The organism is Janthinobacterium paucivorans (assembly GCF_051380805.1).
Taxonomy (GTDB): domain Bacteria; phylum Pseudomonadota; class Gammaproteobacteria; order Burkholderiales; family Burkholderiaceae_D; genus Janthinobacterium; species Janthinobacterium lividum_D.
Map to the genome: position 1 here is coordinate 43,028 of NZ_JBNYXR010000016.1, position 16,544 is coordinate 59,571.

Below are 16,544 nucleotides of genomic sequence, written 5' to 3' on the forward strand. Positions count from 1 at the left end.
ACTCTTCCTTTCCCTCATGCACGCTACCGATCCCGCAACATTGCCGCCGAACGACGCTCAGCAGCCGAGTCAACAGGAAATCGACCACATCGTTCGCTTGTATGAAAGCGGCGAGCAGCTCCAGATGGAGGAGGCGACACGCGCCATGGCGGACGCCTACCCCACGTCGGCCCTGGCCTGGCGCGTGCTGGGCATGGCCTTGCGGCTGCAGGGCAAGGACGCCTTATCGGCCCTGCAAAAGACGGTGGAACTGGCACCCGACGACGCCGAAGCCCATCTGCACCTGGGCAATGCCCATATGGATGGCGGGCATCCCGACCTGGCCATGCCGTATTTCGTGCGCGCCCTGGAACTGGCGCCAACCTATGCCGAAGCGCTCAGCGGCCTGGGCGACGTGCTGCAAGCGCAAGGGCACCTGAAGGAAGCCGGGCAATGCTATGGCGGCGCGCTCGATATCGATCCCGCGCTCGCCATGGCGCATCGTGGCAAGGGCGACGTCTTGGTGGCGCAGCAGCAATTTCAGTCGGCGCAGTCGAGCTATCGCCAGGCGCTGGCGCTAGAACCGGGCGCAGCCGATATGCATCGCAAACTGGGCGACGTGCACGTCGCCCTGAACCGGCCCGATGCGGCACTGGAAAGCTATGCGGCGGCGCTGGAACGCGATCCTCAAAACGCCATGGCGCATGGCGGCATGGGCAATGTGCTATTCCGCCTCGATCGCAATGCGCAGGCGGCGGCCAGCTATCGCAGCGCCACGGCGCTGCCGACGGCAAACGCGGCACACTACCATGGCCTGGGGCGCAGCTTGCATGCGCTAGGCGCAACGGCCGAGGCCGAGAGCGCGTACCGGCAATCGATCGCGCTCGACGCGTCGCTCGCCGCACCCATGCTGCATTACGCCGACCTGCTGCGTGAAACCCGGCGCAAGGAGCCGGCCATCGCCATTTACCAGGCAGCGCTACTGTTAGAACCAGGTAATATCGACGCCCTCAACAACCTCGGCATCGCCCTGCAAGAAGACGGCCAACTGGAGGCGGCGCTGGCATCGTTCCGGCAAGTGGCCCTGCTGGCACCGGACAATCCTGTCACCCACAGCAATATCGCCGCCGTCCTGAACGCCATGGGACAGCGGGAAGCCGCGCTGGAAAGCTGCCGGCGCGCCGTGAAGCTGGGGCCGAAATCGACCGCCGCGCATGTCAACCTCGGTACTTGCCTGATGGAGATGGGCCGCCTGAGCGACGCCGTCAACAGTTTTGAAACCGTGGTCAAACTCGATCCGCATCACCGCCGGGCGTATGTCAATATCAGTGCCGCATTGACCCGCCTGGGCCGCATCGACCAAGCCATCGAGCATTGCCGCAAGGCACTGAAGATCAATCCGGACTGGGATGAATTACACAGCAACTTGCTGTTCTACCTGACACACAGCGAAAAAATCGACGCTTCCGCCCTGTTTGCCGAGCACCTTCGCTATGGCGCGCAGTTTGAGGCGCCGCTGCGCGCCTCCTGGCCGCAGCATGGCAATGTGCGTGATCCAGAGCGCTGCCTGCGCATCGGCTTTGTATCGGCCGACTTGTATAACCATGCGGTAGCCCATTTCATCACGCCCATCCTGGAATACTTGAGCCAATCGCGGCAAGTGGAAATCGTCGCCTACGCCAACAGCTTTCATGATGACCATATCAGCCGGCACCTGCACGGCCTGTTCGCGCTCTGGCGCCAGGTTGAAAAACTGAGCCATGCGGAACTGGCGCAGCTGATCGCCAGCGACGCGATCGACATCCTGATCGACTTGTCGGGCCATACCGGCTTCAACCGCCTGCCCACTTTCGCGCGCAAGCCGGCGCCGCTGCAAGTTACCTGGATCGGTTACCCAGGGACGACGGGCTTGCAGGCGATCGATTACTTTCTGACGGATCGCTATTTTTCCCCTCCCGGCGAACTTGACGACCAGTTCACCGAGAAGCTGGTGCGCTTGCCTGCTACCGCGCCTTTTTTGCCATCTCCCGAGGCTCCTGCAATCAGCCCGGCGCCGTCGATCGAAAATGGCTACATCACTTTCGGCAGTTTCAACCGGGCGGGCAAATTGAGCCGCGACGTCATCGGCCGCTGGTCCGCCTTGTTGCGCATGGTGCCAGAGGCCAAAATGCTGCTCGCGGCGATCCCCGACAAGCAGGCCAGCGACCGGCTGCGTTCGTGGTTTGCCAGCGAGGGCATCGATGCGGGCCGCCTGATGTTTCATCGCTACACCAATATCCACGATTACTTGGCATTGCACAGCCAGGTCGACCTCTGCCTCGACACCTACCCGTACACCAGCGGCACCACCGGCTTTCACGCCTTATGGATGGGCGTGCCCACGCTGACCATGGTCGGTCCCACCTTGCCAGGTTACGTCAGTGCCGCCATCCTGTCGCATGCGCGGTTGCAAGATTTCATCGCCCGCGGAGAAGAAGATTTCCTCGCCAAAGGACTGTCGTACGCCAGCGATCCCGGCCGGCTTGCCGGCTTACGCCTGGAAATGCGAGAACGGATGCGCAACGCGGCCAGCGGGCGACCAGACGAGATTACCCAGGGGCTGGAAGTGGCCCTGCGCCATATGTGGCAACGCTGGTGTGCGGGAGAGAAGCCGGCAAGTTTTGAAGCGACAAGTAGCGGTATTGCAGCGGAACCGCAAAAGGAAGGGCAACCATGACCCCAGCAGATAAAAATACGCCTATCTACATTACACAGCCCACGCTGCCGCCCCTGGAGGAATTTATTCCTTATCTGGAGCAGATTTGGGAAAACAAGATTCTGACCAACGGCGGGCCTTTCCATCGCCAACTGGAGCAGGCCCTGGCCGATTATCTGGGGGTGAAATATATTTCGCTGTTTTCCAACGGTACGCTGGCGCTGATGACCGCCTTGCAGTCCCTGCGCATCACGGGAGAAGTGATCACCTCGCCATATTCCTTCGTCGCCACTGCGCACTCCCTGCTATGGAATGGCATCAAACCCGTATTTGTCGATATTGCGCCAGGCAGCTTCAATATCGACCCGAGGAAAATCGAAGCGGCAATCACGCCACAGACCACCGCCATCATGCCTGTGCACTGCTATGGCAGGCCATGCGACGTCGCTGCAATCGATGACATTGCATCCAATTATGGATTGAAAGTCATCTATGACGCGGCCCATGCATTCGGCGTCAACTACCAAGGCAACAGCCTGCTCACGCATGGCGACCTGTCGGTATTGAGCTTTCACGCGACCAAAGTATTCAATACCTTCGAAGGCGGCGCCATCGTCTGCAGCGATGCCAAGATGAAGCGCCATATCGACCATTTGAAGAACTTCGGCTTTATCGATGAAGTGACGGTGGTCGCGGCCGGCATCAACGGCAAGATGAACGAAGTGAGCGCCGCGTTCGGGCTGCTGCAGTTGAAAAACATCGACGCTGCGCTACACGAACGCAGCAAGGTTGCACGCCGCTATCGCGAACAATTGGCCGGCATCGCTGGCATTTATTGCCCGCCCGATGCGCCCGAAACGAGCGCTAACCACTCGTACTTTCCGATTCTGGTGCAGCCAGGCTACGCCCTGTCGCGCGATGCCCTGTTCGACACCTTGCGCCAAGCCGGCATCATTGCACGCCGTTACTTTTATCCCTTGATTAGCGATTTCCCGATGTACCGCAACATGCCATCGGCGGCCCGCACGAATTTGCCACTGGCCGGTGAAATGACCAACCAGGTCATCTGCCTGCCGATCTATCCCGAGCTGCAGGCGGAGCAGCAAGATCGCGTGGTCGACGTCATTCGCCAGGCCAGTTCCATTACCAAGCCATCATGAAAACCATTATTTACGGCAATGGCGCCATTGCCAGACTGTTATATTCCTACGCACGCCACAGCATGGACATCGTCGCCTTCACAGTTGACGATGCCTGTATCGACGACGCCACGACCAGCTTCCTGGGCTTGCCATTGTTGCCATTTAGCCAGGTTGCCCTACAGCTGGCGCCCGATGAGCACGACATGCTGATCGCTGTTGGATTCCTGGAAATGAATGCCTTGCGGGCGCGCAAACACCGCGAAGCCGAGGAAAAAGGCTACCGCCTGGCCAGTTTTGTGCACTCTTCCGTGCTGCGTCACGACGACGTGCTGATCGAGGACGGCTGCATCGTCCTGGACCATGTGGCTATCCATCCCGGCTGCCGCATTGGACGTGGCACTTTTATTTCGAGCAACGTTAATCTCGGCCACGATTGCGTGATCGGCGCCTACAACTGGATCAACGCCGGCATCGCGATCGCCGGCGATTGCCGTATCGGTGACGCCTGCTTTTTCGGCGTCAACTCCTCGACCGCGCACGGCTTGCGCTTGGGTGCGCGCAATTTCATTGCAGCCAATACGTTGATCAACCGAGACACCCTGGACGACCAGGTCTATCTGTCCGAAGCGGGCCAGTTGTTCCGACTAAAAAGCAGCTCTTTCCTCAAATTTTCCGGCATGGCAGGGCAGCAATGAGACAGCCTCCACAGGCAGCGCCGGAGACCATCAGCGGCATTTTCTTCGACCGCGCCGCCGCCACGCCGGAAAAAATCGCGATTGCCTGCGAAGGCCGGGAGATCAGCTACGCACAGCTTGCGCAACTGGTGGCGCGTTGGTCAAATGCGCTGGCAGCCAACGGCGTGCGGCGCGGCGACCAGATCGGCGTTATCTTGCCCAACAATGTGGAATTTGTTGCCCTGATACTGGTGGCCGCCGACCTTGGCGCCGGGCTGGTACCGCTCAGTCCAGCCTTGCCGCCGGCGGTCGCCCTGCACTCCTTGCAGGCAGCGCAGGCCAGGCACCTGGTGTCAACGTCGCAACAACTGGCGGCGCTGCGCGCAGAGCCGGGCAGCGCCGCTGTACATGGCTGTTGGCTTAGCATCGATGCCGCCGGCGCCGGCGCCACCACACTGGAGCAACTGCTGCAGGCGGCGCCGGCCGATGCACGGCCATTGCATGCGGGCCAGGCAGATGACGCCCTGATCCTGACCATGACCTCCGGCTCGACGGGTAGCCCCAAGCCCATCGTACTAAGCCAGCGCACTAAACTCAATCGTCTACGCGCGGCGGTCCAACTGTATGGCATGACGGCGCAGGATCGCACCCTGGCCGCGACGCCGCTGTATCACTCCCTGGCCGAGCGCCTGGTACTGCTGCCACTGCTGACCGGCGGCAGCGCGGTGCTGATGGCACATTTCTCGGCCCAGGCCTGGTTGCGCTGCGTGCAGGCGCAACGGGTCAGTTTCACGATTGCAGTGTCGTCGCAACTCAAGCAGATTGCCGCCCACATGGCACAGGACGAACACGACGTTAGCAGCTTGCGCTGCCTGGTGTCATCGTCGGCCCTGCTGGAAAACGCTGTAAAAGCCGATCTGCTGGCGCGCTTTTCCTGCGATTTCCATGAATGCTATGGCGCCTCGGAAATCGCCATTGCCACCAATCTCGATGGCAATGCGGCGCGCACCAAACTGCAATCGGTAGGGCGCGCTGCGCCCGGGGTCGAACTGCGCATCCTGGGCGAAAACGATGAGCAATTGCCGTCCGGCCAAGCCGGTGAAATCGTCTGCAAGACCAACATGTTGTTTGGCGGCTATTTTCAACTGCCAGAATTGACCCGCGCGGCGATGTGTGGCGAATATTTCCGTACCGGCGATATCGGCAAGCTGGACGAAGACGGCTATCTGTATTTTCTGGGACGAAAAAAAGACGTCATCATTACCGGCGGCATCAATGTTTATCCTGCGGACATCGAGGCAGCGATCGGCTCGCACGGTTCCGTCACGGAAAGCGCCGCCTTTGCCTTTCCCGACGCCAGGCTGGGCGAAGTGGTGGCCGTGGCCTTGGTCGTCAGGGATCCCGCCAGCTTCGACCTGCGCCAGCTGCGCTTTCACTGCGCCAATGCGCTGGCCGATTTCCAGCAGCCGCGGCGCTTTTTTGTTGTTGAGCAGCTACCGAAAAACAGCATGGGCAAGCTAATGAAATTTCAACTTGTCCAGACCTACGCAAGCTCCCCGGAGCGGGAATAAAACATGGAAAATACACTTACAGCGCCCCCGGCACCGCTGCGGCTGGCGTTTATCGGCGGTTCGCGCAGTTCCGCCGTTGGCTATTCACATTTTGTGTCGAGCGCCATGGATGGGCTGTGGATGCTTGTGGCTGGCTGCTTCAGCCGTCATGTCGAGTCCAACCAGGAAAGCGGGCAGGTGTACGGCGTCCATCCAGAACGCATCTACGACACGTGGCAAGCGTTGCTGGCCAGCGAACAGGGCAACATCGATGCCGTCGTGATCCTGACCCCGACACCGTCGCATGTCGACAGCGTACTGGCCTGCATGCGTGCCGGCATCGCCGTTATCTGCGAAAAATCGCTTGCCGTCAGCAGTGAGCAGGCGCGCCAGATCATCGCGGTACGCGACGAACACCAGGCCTTCCTGGCAGTGACGTATAACTACGCGGGCTATCCGATGTTGCGCGAGCTTGAGCGCAAGATCCGCGATGGAAAACTGGGCAAGATTCTGCACTTCCAGGCCGAAATGCCGCAGGAAGGCTTTGTCCGCGTCGACGCCAGGGGCAACAAGCCGACACCGCAGGCGTGGCGACTGGCCGATGGCGCCATTCCGACCTTGCATCTCGATCTCGGCGTCCACCTGCATCAGATGGTAGCCTACCTGACAGGCGAAAAGCCGCTGGAGCTGGTATCGGACCAGAATCACTATGGCTGGTTTGCCGGCGTGGTCGACAATGCGGGCTGCCTGTGCCAATACAGCGGCAACATTCAAGGCCAATTCTGGTTCAGCAAGTCGGCACTGGGCCATCGCAACGGCTTGCGCATCCGCATCTATGGCGATTTGGCCGCTGCCGAGTGGTATCAGGCACAGCCTGAGGAACTGACTCTGTCGCATGTCGACGGACGACGCGAGATCATCGACCGAGCAGGCCAGGTCGAAGTGAGCAACGCCCTTCGCTACAACCGCTTCAAGGCCGGCCACCCGGCGGGTTTCATCGAAGCCTTCGCCAATTTGTACGGCGATATAGCCGTTGGCGTAAGGCAATTTCAACAAGGCCTGCCATGGCAGGGCGGCGCCGTGTACAGTGCGGAACTGGCCCTGGAAGGCATGCATTTCCTGGAAGCCATGGTTGCATCCTCGCAAAGCCGCCGCTGGGAAACCATCGAGGCCTGAACCCACCAAGAAAGCAATACCATGCAAGACGACATCCGTGCATTCATCCTCACCCTGCTAGCGAGAAAATCGCCGTTGCCTTCGGATTTCACCGACGACGACGACTTCCTTGCCGCTGGCATCATCGACTCGATGGCCATCATCAAGTTTATCCTGGAACTGGAAGCGCGCTTCGATATCACCCTGGACGACGACGATATTGAGTCAAAACAATTCCGCTCGGTGCGGGGCTTGCTTGCCCTGATCAACAACAAAACTGCCTGAAGAGATGCACATCGAGCATCCCACGTACGGAGACTAACCATGTCAGTTACAGCAATATCGATCACGCGGCACGCTGTCGCGGACGAACAGGTGCAGGCGTTTCTATCGGCCTCGGTGAGCGCGCCGCGCTTCCTGCTGGGACGCAACGAACATGCGCAGGCGCTGCTGTCGACGCTGGACATCGCGATTGATGGCATCGTCGACGACGGCGCCAGTGGCACGCAATGGCATGGCAAGCCGGTCATCGCCATGCAGCAACTTCCGTCCGATGCCATGGTGGTCAATTGCGCCATGTCGATCGCGCCGGTTGCGGCCGCCCGCAAGCTGGCGCTGCAGCCGGTGAAGGCTAGGCTCAGCTATGCCGACCTGCTGGCAGCGCGCCCCGACCTGGTGCCGGCCCCCGCCTTCGTCGCACAAATGCGTGCCGATGTCGCCGCCAACGGCCCCCGCTGGGATCACTTGCGCGCCCAATTTGCCGATGAGGAATCAAGAGCGGTATTCGACCATGTGGTGCAATACCGGCTCAGTGCCGATCCGCGCCATATGGCCAGCTACGAGGTGCGATTCTCGGAACAGTATTTCGAGCACTTCCTGTGCTTGTCGGACGAAGTGTTTGTCGACGCCGGCGGATTCGACGGCGATACGACCGAGTTGTTCTGCGAACGCTATCCCGACTACCGGGCCGTGTTCCTGTTCGAACCGTCAGCGAAGAACATGCAGGACGCAAAAACGCGCCTGGCGCAGCGGCACGGCATCAACTATATCGAACAAGGCATTTCCGACCAGCCCGGTACTTTATGGTTCAATCCAGATGCAGGCTCAGCGAGCGCAGTCAGTGCGGCCGGTTCGAGCAGTATCGAGGTGACCACCCTCGACTTGGCCGTCAAGCAGGCCGTCAGCTTCATCAAGATGGATCTGGAAGGCTGGGAAATGCAGGCCCTGGCCGGCTCGCAACGCCATATCCGCGACGAGCATCCCAAGCTGGCCATTTCCGTCTACCATAGCGCCGCCGATTTCCATCGCATTCCAGACTATATCGCCAGCATCCGCCAGGACTACGACCTGTATTTGCGCCATTACACGCAGGGCTGGTCGGAAACGATCATGTACTTCGTGCCACGCCGCAACACCGCTCTATCCCCTGCGGAATTAGTAGCTTAACAATGACAGGACCCAGCATGACTACGACTACGACAAGCGCCCCCCAAGTGAGCGCGATACGCCCCAAAGTTCTTTTCCAAAAGGTTGAAACGAGCTTTCCCGACGCAAACATCATGTTCAGCGTCAGCATCCCCAGCAGCGCCATCGGCGGCATGACGCTATTGGAAAGCTCGATCCTGATCAGCCTTGCGAAGCTGACCGGGGCGCAGACTTTTTTTGAATTTGGCACCTACATGGGCGCTACCTCGGTTTTACTGGCGAGCAACGCGCCGCCCGGCGCCCATGTCACCACGCTGGACCTGCCGCCCGCCGAGATCGACCTGAGCGCCGCAAGCGCCGACAAGGCCGCCCTGATCCTGCAAAATGACACGGAAAACGACAATTACCTGCGTCGCCAGTTTGCGGAAAAAGGCGCGTTCTACATCGACCGCGCGCCAGCCGACGTCCAGTGCGCAATTACCCGCCTGCACCTGGACAGCCGCAAGCTCGATCCGCAAGCGCAGCAATTGAGCGCTCAATTCGATTTCATCTTCATCGATGGCGGCCATGATTACGAGACGGTGGCGATCGATACCGCCAACGCACTGGCCATGGCCAAGCCCGACTCTGTTATCCTGTGGCATGACTACCGATCAAAGATCCATGGCGACGTGACCCGCTTTGTCGATGATTTCAGTGGCGACCATGCCGTGATTCATGTCGAAAATACCATGTTGGCCTTTATACTGAATGGCAACTTCAAGCGCCTGCTCGCACAGTAACATGACGGAAAAAATGGGTGCACAGCCACCAATACGGCTCAATTGGTACCGCAGCAAGCTGACAGGCACAGACCTCTCGGCCTTGACGCGGCGCAGCGACATGCAGGGCGCAGTGCATATCGCCAGCCATCTCTTACTGCTCTGCGGCACCGGAACGCTGGCGTACTGGGCCTTCCTGAATGGCCATTATGGCTGGGCCCTGGCAGCACTGCTCTTCCATGGCAGCTTTTTCTCCTTCCTGGGCTGGGCTGGGGCCGGACATGAACTGGTACACCGCACGGTCTTCAAGACGCGTCTATACAACGATGTCTTCCTGGCCTTGTTCGCGTTCCTGACCTGGAATAACTATGTGTATTTCCGAGCCAGCCATATCCGCCATCACCAGAAAACCGTGCTCAGCGGCCAGGATGGTGAAGTCCGCTTGCCGCAGACGCTGCGCTACAGGGAATGGTTCTGGGCGCTGTCGTTCGATTTGCCGGCCTGCTACCGGGCCCTAAAGATCGTGGTGGAAAACAGCCTGGGCATCATTCGTGGCCAGTGGGGTGCCCAGTTGTTCCCGGAACAGGCATCACGCCGCCCCGTCATCCGCTTTGCCCGCATTATCTTGTTGGGCCATCTTGTCATGGCAGCGGCCTTTGTTGCCACAGGCCACTGGCCGCTGCTATTGCTCGTCACATTCGCCACCTTTATCGCGGACTGGCTCAACAAGACCCTGGCGCTGGCCCAGCATTTCGGCATGCAGCCCGATGTCGACGATTTCCGCCTGAACAGCCGCACGGTCCTGCTACATCCTTTCCTGGCTTTTTTGTATTGGCAGATGAATTACCACATCGAACATCATATGTACCCGGCGGTACCGTTCTACCAGCTGAAAGCGCTGCGCAGTCAAATAGAGCACGACCTGCCACCGGCATCGCGTGGCATGCGCGCCCTGCTGCGCGACATCGCCGCCATCAAACGGCAACAGGAGCGCGCCTCGGCCATGCCACCGCGCACCTAGCTTGACCACGCCCTATCAGTAGCTCCTGAATTACCAACAAGGAATTTCCATGCATGCCTCGTCCACGGCCCTCAACAACCCGATCTTGATTTTTCCTGCAGGTATGCCTCGCTCGCTCGATTACCTGGAGCGCTGCAAGCGCGATGGACAAGCCGTGATCGGCGCCTCGTCGCTCGCCTACGATGTCAGCAAACCGGCCTATCCCGAGTGGGCCTTCCTGCCGTATGTCAACGATCCAGGCTTCCTGGAGGCCTTGCAACTGCTGATCGCGCAGCGCGGCATCGCCGGCATTTACACCCCCAATCCCGTCGTCTGGAGCTATCTGAATGACGTGCTCAAGAAGTTGCGACCGGCCATTCCCCTGATCAACGCTTCACCGGTACATGATGAAATGAGCGGCTATCGTTCGGCCATGGCGCATGCGCGCAAGACGCTGGCGACGCCGCTGCCGATCGCCTCGGCGGTCGACACCAAGCCGGCTTTGCCGGAACTGCAGCTGGCCACCCTTTTCCGCCATGCCAATGTAATTCCAGGCATGTGCGATGACGAGAAAATCAGCGCCCTCTACGAAATTGCCCGCCACAGCGTGCGCGGCGACGTGGTCGAGATTGGCAGCGCATGGGGCAAGTCAGCGTTTGTGCTGGCGCGCCTGGCGCGTCTGTATGGCATCGGCCACACCTTGTGCATCGACCCCTGGCAAAGTGAGTACGTGGTGCAAAACGACACTGGCGGCCTAGTCGACAACTGCATCCACCATTACGATTACGACGAAGCGCTGCGCGTGTTCGAGATGAACCTGCTGCCTTACAGCGACAACGATATCAACTATCTGCGCCTGCCCTCGGTCGCGGCGGAACAGCAGTACCGCCAGACGGCAGCCGTGCATAGCCCGTCCTTCGGCACCACCAACTATGCGGGCAGTATTGCGCTACTACACATTGACGGCAACCATGCCTACGAGGCCGCCCAGGCCGATATCACCGCCTGGGCGAAGCATGTGCTCGCCGGTGGCTGGATCATCATTGACGATTATGTCTGGCCGTATGGCGACGGGCCGCAGCGGGCCGGCGATGAATTCCTGGCGCAACAGCAAACACGGATCAGCTCGGCATTTGTGATGGGCACCGCCTTGTTCCTGCAACTGCGCTGAGTCGCTTGAAAGGCATTCGGCATGCCAGGCTGTACGAAGGCAGCTGCCTGCCTGCCTCCCGCCTGTCCGACTGCCCATGCCGCATCGCGCAAGATCGCCGTCAGGATAGGACTCATCAGCAACAACACAGAAGTAGCGCAGGCAAAAGTAAGGCGGGTAAAAGCGGTGCATGGCCACGCCATAAAATTCCCATAGGAAAGTTTCTATTACACTGCCTAACAGTTACAATCCCAATTAACCTCACTTTTCCAACTTGCCATGACCGCTAGCGCCACCACTGAGATGCATCTCGACAAAGACCTGCAAGCAGCGCTTGCAGCGCACCAGGCAGGGCTGTTGGAACAGGCAGAAGAACTATATCTGGCCATTTTGCAGGCCGAGCCTTATAACGCCATCGCCAATCACAATCTGGGCTTGCTAGCGGGGCAGGTTGGCCAGTTCAAGGCCGGCCTGCCATACCTGCACAAGGCGCTATCGGTGAATCCGGACGAAGGCCAGTTCTGGCTCTCATACGCAGATGGCTTGCTGAAAGCGGGCGAGCGCGAGCAGGCGCTGGAAATCGTCAACGAAGCGATCACCCGCGGGCTGGACAACGAACAGTCGCAAACGCTGCGCAAGCGCATCGAAGCGGCGATCGCGGCCACCCCGACAGCGCAGGAAACGCAGCACGTCATTGAGCTGTATCAAGCCGGCCACCATGCCGAACTGGAAGCGGCCAGCCGCGCCTTGACGCAGCGCTACCCCGCCTCGGACTTTGCCTGGAGCGTGCTGGGCACCGCCCTGCAACAGCAGGGCAAGGACGCGCTGCAGGCATGGCAACGCACAGTGGAACTTGCGCCACACGATGCCGAAGCGTATGGCAACTTGGGTATCGCCTGCCAGGCGCGCGGCATGCACGAAGAGGCCGTCGCCAGTTACACGCGCGCGCTGCAGCGCAATCCGGACTTTGTCGAAGCATATTGCAATCTGGCCGTGACCTTGCAGTCGCTGGGCCAACTGGAGCAGGCCGAACAGGCTTACCGGCGGGCGCTGGCGCTACGGCCCGATTATGCCAAGGCCCACTTCAATCTTGGCAATACCTTAAAGGCAATGCAGCGCAATGACGACGCCATCGCCAGCTACAAGGCGACGCTGGCTCTGCTGCCCGGCGACGCGGAAGTCTACCTCAATCTCGGCAACGCCCAGCAAGACCTGAAACAATGGCAAGACGCCATCGTCAGTTACCGCGCCGTGCTACAACTGGCGCCGCATACGAGCGCCGTGCATGCCAACCTGGCCAGCGCGCTACATGAGGCGGGCGACTTCGAGGGCGCTGAGGCCAGTTACCGGCGCGCCATCGAAGCAACGCCGGGCGAAGCCGTGCTATACAACAACCTGGCCCGCGCGCTGCAATCGCAAGGCCACGTCAGCGATGCCATTGCAGCCTATGAACAGGCAATAGCCATCGATGGCAACTTCGTACAAGCGCTGAGCAACCTGGGATTACTGCAATGCCAGGAAAAAAACTACGCCTCGGCTATCGCCTTGTGCCAGCGAGCCCAACTTCTGCAACCCGGTGATGCCCAGGCCTGCATACAGCTGGCCGTCGTCTACGGCGCAGCCGAAGAGCAGGACAGTGCGTTGCTATATTTCCAGCGCGCGATCGATCTGGCGCCCGGCAGCGCCTTGGCCTACAAACAGCTGGGCGATTATTACAACACCATCCGCCGCTTTGCCTTGGCCGTCGAAGCCTACACCGGTGCGACCGAGCGAGAACTGGATGACGACGATGTGTACAACAATCTTGGCGTAGCGCTGCAGAAACTGAAGCGCTACGACGACGCCAATGCGGCCTACCTGCGCGCGCTGGAAATCAACCCGAAAAACGTCTCAGCCATATGCAACCTGGGCAACGTATTACTGGCGCAACAGAAGTATGAGCAGGCGCAGACACGCTACCAGGCGGCGATAGCGCTCGATCCCACATTCGAGCGCGCCCACTTCGCGCTCGGCAACTGCCACGTGTTGACCAATGCGCCGACAGCGGCGCTGGAATGCTACCGCGCAGTACTGGCCCTCAATCCCGAGTATCGCGACGCCTATGTCAACATCGGCAGCACCCTGAGCAATCTCGGCCAGATAGACGAAGCCATCGAAGCCTGCCGCGCAGGCCTGAAGGTATGCCCGCTGTGGGATACCCTGTTCAGCAACTACCTGTTCCTGCTGTCGCACAGCGCCGATATTGATGCGACCACGCTGTTTGAAGAGCATCTGCGCTTTAGCGATACTTTCGAGACGCATATGGCGAAGAATGCCAAGGAACACACCAATACGCGCGACGCGCTGCGCACCTTGAAAGTGGGCCTGGTATCGGGCGACCTGCACAACCATCCCGTACCGCATTTCATTATTCCGGTGCTGGAAAATATCCGCAGCGACGCGGGACTGTCTCTGTATGCCTACCATAACAATGCGCAGGACGACCACGTCTCGCAGCGCTTGCGCGAAGTCATCCCCCACTGGCGCCAGGTCGAGCAGATGGATGACCTCGAACTGGCGCAGCAAATCCGCGACGATGGCATCGACATCCTGATCGACCTGTCGGGCCACACCGGCAAGAATCGCTTGCTGCTCTTCGCTAGCAAGCCAGCACCCATCCAGGCCAGCTGGATCGGCTATCCGTTGACGACGGGCCTGCGCGCCATGGATTATTACCTCACCGACCCCTATTTTGCGCCGGACGGCATACTCGACAGTCAATTCACGGAAAAGCTGGTCCTGCTACCGTCCTGCTCGCCGTTCCTGCCGTCGGAATATGCATCCGGTATCCGCCCTGCTCCCGCGCTGACGAATGGCTACCTCACCTTCGGCAGCTTCAACCGCATCACCAAGATCAACCGCAAGGTCATCGCGCGCTGGTCCATGCTGCTGCGCGCCATTCCGGACGCCCGCATGCTGCTCGCAGCCATGCCCACTTCGGCGCCGCATCCGCTTATCATGCGATGGTTCGAAGAAGAAGGCATCGCGCCGGAACGCTTGACCTTCGAGGGCCGCACGGGCATAACGCAGTTCATGGAAATGCACCATCGCGTCGATATCTGCCTCGACACCTTCCCGTACGGTGGAGGCACGACGACCTTCCACGCGCTGTGGATGGGCGTGCCCACCCTGACAACGGCTGGCACCACCCTGCCAAGCCGCATCGGCACGTCGATCCTGCTGCAGGTCGGATTGGAAGAATTCATCGCCAAGGATGACGACGACTATGTGCGCAAGGCACAGGCCATGGCGGCAAACCCGATGCTGCTGGGAGCCTATCGCTACAGCATGCGCCACCGCCTGGAACGATCGGCCATGGGTAACCCCGAGCTGATCACAGAAGGCCTGCAAAACAGCCTGCGCATCATGTGGCAGCGCTGGTGCGAAGGCTTGCCACCAGTCTCGTTCGCGGCCCCCGTGGCAGTCCCCAACCCGCCAATTGGACTCGCATAAGTAAGCAAAACATAAGCAAAACGAGGAACCCGCGTATGTCACGCAGCCACTGCTGCACACTTGCAGCAGTTTCCAGGCTATTTGCTAACCATCCGGGAAGACAAGATCGTGACGCATGGCGGCCCGTTCCATCAACAACTCGAACGGGCATTATGCGACGACCTTGAAGTAAAATTTAGCCGCCTTTTTACCAATGGCACGGTGGCGCTGATGACACAGCAGCAGGCGCTGCGCATCAACGGCGAAGTGGTCACCACGCCGCATTCGTTTGTCGCCACCGCACACTTCCTGCTGTGCAACAGCATCAGGCCGTCTTCGTTGCGCTCGATCGGCACAGCCTGAAGCTCGACCCGGCCAAGAAAGGGGCCACTAGCAGGCAGCAAGATCGATTGCACTGGTCAGTAAGGCAAGAAATAGCATTTATTTTCAGAAATTTCCTTAAAGCATTTAATTAAGGTAGCGGAACGGTCGTCTTGTACTAGCAGGAGCAGATAAACGTCGCTCCTCACCGTAACCACTAAATTAGGAATGACACCATGCTGAGCCTTCACACCAACGCTGCCTCCCTGTCGGCACAAAATTCGATCACGAACACTCAAGCCAAACTGTCGACTTCGATGACGCGCCTGTCCACCGGCTTCCGCATCAATTCGGCCATGGACGACGCCGCCGGCCTGCAAATCGCAACCCGCCTGAAAGCACAAACCAGCGGCATGGCCGTGGCCATGAACAACACGCAAAACAGCACCTCGATGCTGCAAACGGCCGAAGGCGCGTTTGGCGAAGTAAACAACATGCTGGTGCGCATGAAAGACTTGGCTACCCAGGCAGCCGATGCCTCGTCGACATCCGCCGACAAGACCGCCATGCAAGCCGAGTACAACGCACTGGGCCAGGAACTGTACAACGTCATGACCAACACCACGTTCGGCGGCACCAAGCTGCTGGGCAAAGGTAGCGCTGCAGCTGACGGCACGCTGTCGACCTCGATGACGTTCCAGATCGGCGCCAGCTCGAGCGAAAAAATGACGTTCGACGTATCGACCAACCTGTCCGCGCTCAATACCGCCCTGGGCACCATTAGCGCGAACTTCTCCAGCGCAGCGTCGGCAAGTGCAACGGAACTGACCGCTAACGCCAACACCAACATCGGCCTGCTGGCCACCGCCATCGACAGCGTCAGTACCGTACGTTCGTCGCTGGGCGCGACGGCTAACCGTCTGGACCACGTCAACACCAACTTGGCGAACATCGCCACCAACACCAAAGCTGCTACCGGCCGCATCATGGATACCGACTTCGCTACCGAAAGCTCGAACATGACGTCGTCGCAAATGCTGCTGCAAGCTGGTACCGCGATGCTGAAACAAAGCAACAGCATGTCCTCGATGGTCATGTCGCTGCTGCAATAATATTGACTTGGCCGCTTGCGGCTCGTCTATCGAAGCCAGACTCCGGTCTGGCTTTTTTTTTGCCCGCGCCAGCATATATTCGCGGCGTAGTTAACTAAATTGCCATCAC

General features: G+C 59.7%; 12 protein-coding genes and 1 pseudogene. All 13 read left to right on the forward strand.

Annotation, left to right across the window (positions count from 1 at the left end; all coding sequences use genetic code 11):
- Positions 1-16 precede the first annotated feature (16 nt).
- The 13 genes and pseudogenes from ACQ4V8_RS17880 to ACQ4V8_RS17940 all read left to right on the forward strand — a co-directional run bounded on the left by ACQ4V8_RS17880 (position 17) and on the right by ACQ4V8_RS17940 (position 16,435).
- On the forward strand, positions 17-2,695 hold the full coding sequence (locus ACQ4V8_RS17880; RefSeq protein WP_436571946.1) for a tetratricopeptide repeat protein: 2,679 nt from the start codon (positions 17-19) through the stop codon (positions 2,693-2,695).
- Entirely contained in the window at positions 2,692-3,834 is a 1,143-nt protein-coding gene (locus ACQ4V8_RS17885) for a DegT/DnrJ/EryC1/StrS family aminotransferase (protein ID WP_436571947.1), read from the forward strand. The genes ACQ4V8_RS17880 and ACQ4V8_RS17885 overlap by 4 nt, the downstream gene beginning before the upstream one ends.
- Positions 3,831-4,511 carry an acetyltransferase gene (locus ACQ4V8_RS17890; protein ID WP_010397497.1) on the forward strand — a complete coding sequence of 227 codons (681 nt, stop codon included), beginning with the start codon at positions 3,831-3,833 and terminating at the stop codon, positions 4,509-4,511. Before ACQ4V8_RS17885 ends, ACQ4V8_RS17890 begins: the two co-directional genes overlap by 4 nt.
- On the forward strand, positions 4,508-6,061 hold the full coding sequence (locus tag ACQ4V8_RS17895) for a class I adenylate-forming enzyme family protein (protein WP_436571948.1): 1,554 nt from the start codon (positions 4,508-4,510) through the stop codon (positions 6,059-6,061). Before ACQ4V8_RS17890 ends, ACQ4V8_RS17895 begins: the two co-directional genes overlap by 4 nt.
- 3 nt (positions 6,062-6,064) lie before the next feature.
- Entirely contained in the window at positions 6,065-7,216 is a 1,152-nt protein-coding gene (locus ACQ4V8_RS17900; protein WP_070347190.1) for a Gfo/Idh/MocA family protein, read from the forward strand.
- A gap of 21 nt (positions 7,217-7,237) precedes the next feature.
- Positions 7,238-7,480 (forward strand): acyl carrier protein, encoded by a 243-nt coding sequence (locus tag ACQ4V8_RS17905; RefSeq protein WP_010397490.1) that lies wholly within the window; start codon positions 7,238-7,240, stop codon positions 7,478-7,480.
- 39 nt (positions 7,481-7,519) lie between these two features.
- The gene (locus tag ACQ4V8_RS17910) at positions 7,520-8,641 is read left to right on the forward strand and encodes an FkbM family methyltransferase (protein ID WP_010397489.1); all 1,122 of its coding nucleotides are present in this window, start codon (positions 7,520-7,522) and stop codon (positions 8,639-8,641) included.
- Positions 8,642-8,658: 17 nt separating this feature from the next.
- The gene (locus ACQ4V8_RS17915; RefSeq protein WP_436571949.1) at positions 8,659-9,402 is read left to right on the forward strand and encodes a class I SAM-dependent methyltransferase; all 744 of its coding nucleotides are present in this window, start codon (positions 8,659-8,661) and stop codon (positions 9,400-9,402) included.
- 1 nt (position 9,403) lies between these two features.
- Positions 9,404-10,402, forward strand: a complete 999-nt coding sequence (locus ACQ4V8_RS17920; RefSeq protein ID WP_196855459.1) for a fatty acid desaturase — start codon at positions 9,404-9,406, stop codon at positions 10,400-10,402.
- 49 nt (positions 10,403-10,451) lie between these two features.
- The gene (locus tag ACQ4V8_RS17925) at positions 10,452-11,552 is read left to right on the forward strand and encodes a class I SAM-dependent methyltransferase (RefSeq protein ID WP_196855460.1); all 1,101 of its coding nucleotides are present in this window, start codon (positions 10,452-10,454) and stop codon (positions 11,550-11,552) included.
- A 282-nt stretch (positions 11,553-11,834) separates the two neighbouring features.
- A complete protein-coding gene (locus tag ACQ4V8_RS17930; protein WP_436571950.1) occupies positions 11,835-15,023 on the forward strand; it encodes a tetratricopeptide repeat protein in 3,189 nt (1,062 codons plus the stop codon).
- A 49-nt stretch (positions 15,024-15,072) separates the two neighbouring features.
- A pseudogene (locus tag ACQ4V8_RS17935) lies at positions 15,073-15,382 on the forward strand (DegT/DnrJ/EryC1/StrS family aminotransferase); the annotation flags it as partial.
- A gap of 177 nt (positions 15,383-15,559) precedes the next feature.
- Positions 15,560-16,435 (forward strand): flagellin N-terminal helical domain-containing protein, encoded by an 876-nt coding sequence (locus ACQ4V8_RS17940; RefSeq protein ID WP_010397473.1) that lies wholly within the window; start codon positions 15,560-15,562, stop codon positions 16,433-16,435.
- Positions 16,436-16,544: the final 109 nt, after the last annotated feature.